The sequence below is a fragment of the Microcystis sp. M049S2 genome, assembly GCF_020245625.1.
Classification (GTDB): Bacteria; Cyanobacteriota; Cyanobacteriia; order Cyanobacteriales; family Microcystaceae; genus Microcystis; species Microcystis ichthyoblabe_A.
Genome location: NZ_JADBUN010000225.1, coordinates 1 through 6,337, shown reverse-complemented (window position 1 = coordinate 6,337; position 6,337 = coordinate 1). Strand labels below are relative to the sequence as shown.

Genomic DNA, 6,337 nt, shown 5'->3' with positions numbered 1-6,337 from the left:
GGGATCAGGGGTAAAATTCAGGTACTTTTTCCCTGAAAATTAGGTAACTGACTACCTCAAAATCGGTAAAACCCTACACCCCACACCCCACACCCCACACCCTGCCCCCACCAACAAACTTTTTCAGCAGACCCTATTTAAGTCAAAGGGAGCAAAAACGATTTCAATTATCATCTATTTTTCAAGAGTATAGTCATTTCAGATAAGTCTGATACAGTCTAGACCGACAAAATCCTTAGGAACTCTGGGATTGATATTCTCAATCTTAATTGAAATGACTATATATCAAAAGCGATCGCTTTCCCAAAATATGACTATAAGAGTTTGCTACCCTTAAATTGCCCTTAAAAAGGGGTATTTAAAGCCGAAAAAAGGGGCTTTGCGCCCCCAAAAATCTTTAGTAAACGGATTATAATTTACACCAGACTATAGACAATTACTAAGCCCAAAACTGCGGCAAAGACAATTAAAGCGTAGAATTGGGCGCGACCATTTTCAAGGTATTTAAGACCTTCACCACTGACAAGAGTAGCTAAACCGGTTAAATTCACTGCCCCATCGATAACACGATAATCCACCTCCATAATTTGCCGTGCGAGACGACGACAACCCTGAACAAAAACCCGATCATAGAGATTATCAATGTACCACTTGTTCAGGGAAAAACGATACAAAGCGGGGAATTTTTCCGCAATAGTTGCGGGGTCAATTTTCTTCTGGAGATACATCAAAGAAGCGACAGTAATCCCGATTAAAGCAATCCCCACCGAATTACCCGCCATAATCAGAAACTCTGTCCAATCAAAAGCATGAACTTCTTCCACCACTTCGTTAGGAACATGAATAAAACCCTCGAAGAAATTCTGCCAAGGTTTACCCACCAAACCGATTAACAAAGAGGGAACCGCCAAAATCATGAGAGGTAAAGTCATAGTAATTGGCGATTCGTGGGGTTCATGGGCATGATGGCCGTGGTTGTCTTCTTCCTGTGCTTCCGAGTCTAATTGCTTAACATTCATCGCCCCCGGTCCAAAAGCCGGAATCGCGCCCGCATTGGCTAACAGTCGGCGTTTAATCTCCTTATTAGTCCCTCTAAACTCCCCTTCAAAAGTGTTAAAGTACATCCGGAACATATAAAAAGCCGTTAAACCCGCAGTCCCCCAACCGATTAACCATAAGGACGGGTTCGCCTCAAAAGCTAAACCGAGAATTTCATCCTTCGACCAGAAACCAGCGAAAGGAGGAATCCCACAGATGGCCAGAGTTCCCACCAAGAAAGTTAGGGCAGTAATGGGCATATACTTGCGTAAACCGCCCATCATCCGCATATCTTGCGCTAAAACCGGCTCATGACCCACCACATCCTCCATACCGTGGATGACCGAACCGGAACCGAGGAACAACATCGCTTTAAAATAAGCGTGGGTCATCAGGTGGAATAATCCAGCACTATAAGCACCGATACCCATAGCCATAACCATATAACCCAATTGGGAGATGGTGGAATAGGCTAAACCCTTTTTGATATCATTCTGGGTAAGGGCGATACTTGCCCCTAGAAAGGCAGTAAAGGCCCCCGTCCAAGCAATTACCGTCATCGCCGTGGGAATTGGCTCAAAAACGGGATACATCCGAGCAATCAGGAAAACTCCAGCGGCCACCATCGTGGCGGCGTGAATCAGGGCCGAAATCGGGGTCGGACCTTCCATGGCATCCGGTAGCCAGACATGAAGGGGAAATTGGGCTGATTTGGCCACTGGTCCAAGGAAGACTAAAACGGCGAATAATGCCGCTAAACTGCCGGCAATGGCTCCAGAAGAAACTAATTCCTCTAGACGTTCACCCATGATATCAAACTCGAAGCTACCAGTGGCCCAGAAAAGCCCCAGCATTCCCAGTAATAAGCCAAAATCGCCGACGCGGTTGGTAACGAAGGCTTTTTGACAGGCCTCGGCAGCCGCCGGACGAGTGAACCAGAAACCTACCAGCAGATAGGAACACATCCCCACCAATTCCCAGAAAACGTAGATCTGGACGAGGTTGGGACTAATGACCAAACCGAGCATAGAACTGCTAAAAATGCTCAGATAGGCGTAAAAACGCACATAACCGGGGTCGTGGGCCATGTAACCATCGGTATAAATCATCACCAAAAAGGCTACGGTGGTGACGATAACCGACATTAAAGCGCTGAGGTGATCGATCGTATAACCCATTTTCAGGTGAAAGTTACCCGCCGATGCCCAATCGATCATTTGGTTGTAGGGAGCGTGTCCATTGATTTGACTCCACAACAGCGCAAAAGAAAGCACCATCGACGCGCCGAGGGTAGAAATGATCAATACAGCATTTGCCTGTCGCAGACGATTGGTGACTTCATTAAAGGAAATTAAGCCCGCGCCGACTAGGGTAGCGCCTACCAAAGGCAGGACGGGAACTAGCCACGCGTACTGATAAAGCGGTTCCATTCAGTAATACCTAGTTTACAACTTCACACTATTTGGTTTATCTTCATCTATTGTGACATAGGTTAATTCTTAAGAAAGTGTTTATACCTAGTTTTGCTCAATAGGGCGGCGAAAGGTCAAAGGCTCTTATCAATTTGGCAGTTTAGCGAGCGGGACGGTAATTTTTAGGGAGAAGCAGCAAAATTATCGAATAACCACGAAAGCAAGGAAACGATTAAACCAGCAGAAAAGGAAATTATCGCCACGATCGCCTCGCTGCCAAGATAACGGGATAAAAAACTGCCTTGAATTTGGGCGATCGGTAGTCGCGGATTTAACCCCACTTGGATGCTGTTGGTATTGCCGGAAACGCTCACTTCTAAACCTTGTGATGCTTCGCTAATCTGCAAGTTTTCCCCCGTGGTTTTTAGTTTGAGGTTTTGGTTACTATCCTCTCGGATAATTTTTATCTGATTTAATATCTCTACTCCCGGTTTCTCGACGATTAGGAATTGGTTTTCTTCTAGCTTAATATCCTGTTGAGCCATCCGGATATTACCAGAAATAATTGTCGATTCCACTAAGTCATCTCTCACATTATTACCGGTGATAATCGGTCGCTCAAATCTAACATTACTAACTTTAATATTGCGCCAAAAAATAGGCTGTTCTTGATCTTGAGAAAGTTGTAAATTAACATCGATCGCTTGTTGTATTTCTAATTTAAATTCGGTGGTGCTGAGATTAAATTCGAGGGGAATATCCTCTTTTTTTTGGGGTAAATTAGCAATTTTATAACCAGAAAGAGTTATTTTAATCGGGTTGCCGCTAGGATTAAATGATAAATTTACTGGTTGAGAATTTGGCTGCAAACTAAAAGCCAAACGATTATCAAAAGGCGCGTATTTGAGATTTTTAACTCTAGTTTCCTTTTGTAAACGGAGTTCTTGCAGGATAAAATCCGCCGTCGGGGTAATTGTTAAAGTGCTATTTTCCCAGATTGATTCAATTTCTAGTCGCTCTCGTTTATTGAGTTCGGGATCTGCAAGACTGCTAAAGGTGCCAGCGAGGGTAAATTTTTTCAGTCCCGATAGATCTATTTGGGAAAGATTATAGACATCTTTGAGCAATAAACTTTCGTTTTCTTGACAGGTAAAACTAAAGCTTTTTACCAATAAATTGCCTTCAAAGTTTTGTTTAACTGGGATAATTCCCCAAAAAATCGACAGGAAAACCAGTGCTAGAGTAACTATAAAAACTGTGCAAAACTTGAGATTTTTCCTAATAAATCGCCAGAAACTTTTAAAATTATGCTTGGACTTCATTTTAGCCACTGGGGATTATGTTCAAAAGTTATATTAATCGGGGCATTTCTGGGAGGAGCATCATCTTGTTCTAATAAAGCTTTGACTCGCAATTCGTACAATCCCGCCTTAGCCAGTTTACCATCAGAAGTACGACCATCCCAAGTAAAGAAAATTTCTCCTTTTGGTTGCCAGTTAGGGCGAGAAGTCTCATAGATAACCTCGTTGTTCTGGAGGATTTGTAATTCTTTGATCTGGCTACGCGCATTAGCAAAAAGGACGATATCATAGGTTGTTGCCTGATTAAAAATAACCGGCAAATAGATCAATCTACCCTCACTGATAAAGGCCGTGGCCCGCAGACTTTCAAGGGCGATATCTTCGCGATCAATAACATAGTTAGACCATTTAAATTGATAGCGAGAACCTTGGGGACGCAAGGTGAGGGGATCGAGTTGATAATTTTTTGGCACAGAACGCACTATCACTTTCGGCGCTCGGTTATTACGACTAGGCACTTCCAACTTTAGGGAGTCAGTCATCTCCCGAATCCGGCCGATAGAAAGGGAAATAAGACTAAAACTGCTCGCAATATCGATCGGAGCTATTCCCTCACAGCGCTTGTCATTATCTCTCTGGATATAGTTGCTAGATCTAGTATTTCCCGTCCCACAGTTTTGAGCTTGAATAGGAGGGAAGAACGAGACCAAAATAAGACTAAGAATTGTTAAGTTAAGGACAATAAATGATTTTTTCATGGTACAACCACCTGCCATTGAGCTAATTTTTGGAGAACTCGATCGATTGGGTAAGCGAAACCGATACCGGAAGAATCGATTTGGGACTCGTTAATCGTTTTAAACATCAATCCGATCACCCGCATTTCCTGATCGAATACTGGACTACCAGACCCCCCCACGGCCAGACTCACATCGATTAATAAATTGCCGCTACTAGACTGAATGCCGATGGTAATCGCCTCGTACTTCGACCAATCTTTTGATTCAGGATGTCCGATGATAGAAATCGGTGTGTTTGGGGCAATTTCGCCTTGATGAAAGGTTAAAGGACTGATATCGTCTGGTAAACCCGTGACTTCCAGCAAAGCTAAATCCAAGTTTTCTTGGGGTTCGGTGATCTGACTTATTTTAGCCACTACACGATCGCGCGGGAGGTTGGGTAGATTTTCGCCGTAATAGGGTTCCACTTCCAGATTATTTTCCAGATTATCGGCCCTCTGTTCCGTGTCGCGATCGACCACCACATGACGATTAGTGATAATCCACACCGTTGTTCCCCGGCGTTTGACCACATAACCCGTACCGTAGGCAGTCCCCTTGGCGTTACCGGTAAAGACCACACTGATTTTAACGATCGATCGCTTGATCCGGGTGAGGGGATCCTCTTGGCGTAAATATTCGGTATTATTCAAAGCGATGATCTGCTCCGGTTGTTGCTGCAAGGATAACAAGCGCCGGGCCTCTTGCAGGTTATTGCTGGCAAATTCATACTGGGGATCGATTTTCGTCGCCTTCTCGAACTCAGCGATCGCTGCCTCTAGCTTGCCCTGTTCCTGTAGGAGCAGACCCAAACCATTATGGGCAAGGGTATGAGCGGTAGTAGGAGTCCCAGTAGTATCATCCGGTAAATCTAAGGCCCTACGGTACATTTCCTCGGCTTCCGTCAGTTTTTTCTGGTCCGACAGCACGTTACCGAGATTGTTGTAGGCAAAGACAGACTGATCATCAAGAGCGAGCGCCCTACGGTACATTTCCTCCGCTTCCGTCAGTTTTTTCTGGGCCCTCAGCACGTTACCGAGATTGTTGTAGGCAGGGACATACTGATCATCAAGAGCGAGCGCCCTACGGTACATTTCCTCGGCTTCCTTCAGTTTTTTCTGGTCTCTCAGCACGTTACCGAGATTGTTGTAGACATCGACATCCTTATCATCAAGAGCGAGCGCCCTACGGTACATTTCCTCCGCTTCCTTCAGTTTTTTCTGGGCCCTCAGCACGTTACCGAGATTGTTGTAGGCATAGACATACTTATCATCAAGAGCGAGCGCCCTACGGAACATCTCCTCGGCTTCTGTCAGTTTTTTCTGGGCCCTCAGCACGATACCGAGACCGTTGTAGGCACGGACATACTTATCATCAAGAGCGAGCGCCCTACGGTACATTTCCTCGGCCTCCGTCAGTTTTTTCTGGACCCTCAGCACGTTACCGAGATTGTTGTAGGTTTCTGGAAGTTTTGGATCGAGAGCGAGAGCTTTTTGACAGAAAATCAGTGCTTCGTCTAACTTATTTTGACGGAATAGCGCGGCGCAGAGATTGCTAAAAGCCACAGCACTGTTAGGATCAAGCTGAATAATTTGTCGCCAGATTCTTTCGGCTTCCGGGTATTTTTTTTGCGCTTGAGCGGTTTCACCCTGTTGCCATAACTGCTCTAGTAGACCTCTTGCAAAAGTCTTAAGTCGATCCTTGTACAGCAACATTTTTGAAGATTATCAACTACTAATAAATAATTAACTGAAAGTCCCTCCCATTATTGTTTCTATCGTTTGTTTTCGGATTTATGCAAGAGGTC

4 protein-coding genes are annotated in these 6,337 nt (G+C 44.6%); all 4 read right to left on the bottom strand.

All coding sequences use genetic code 11. The features are described from left to right. Window positions 1-416: 416 nt before the first annotated feature. Window positions 417-2,468, bottom strand: a complete 2,052-nt coding sequence (locus IM496_RS18440; protein WP_287662867.1) for an NAD(P)H-quinone oxidoreductase subunit 5 — start codon at window positions 2,466-2,468, stop codon at window positions 417-419. A gap of 164 nt (window positions 2,469-2,632) precedes the next feature. Further along, window positions 2,633-3,772, bottom strand: coding sequence for a hypothetical protein (locus IM496_RS18435; RefSeq protein WP_287662865.1), 1,140 nt, complete (start codon window positions 3,770-3,772; stop codon window positions 2,633-2,635). Next, window positions 3,769-4,509: a FlgD immunoglobulin-like domain containing protein gene (locus IM496_RS18430; RefSeq protein WP_287662863.1), complete on the bottom strand. Its 741-nt coding sequence runs from the start codon at window positions 4,507-4,509 to the stop codon at window positions 3,769-3,771. Before IM496_RS18430 ends, IM496_RS18435 begins: the two co-directional genes overlap by 4 nt. Next, window positions 4,506-6,245, bottom strand: coding sequence for a tetratricopeptide repeat protein (locus tag IM496_RS18425; protein WP_287662861.1), 1,740 nt, complete (start codon window positions 6,243-6,245; stop codon window positions 4,506-4,508). The genes IM496_RS18430 and IM496_RS18425 overlap by 4 nt, the downstream gene beginning before the upstream one ends. Window positions 6,246-6,337: the final 92 nt, after the last annotated feature.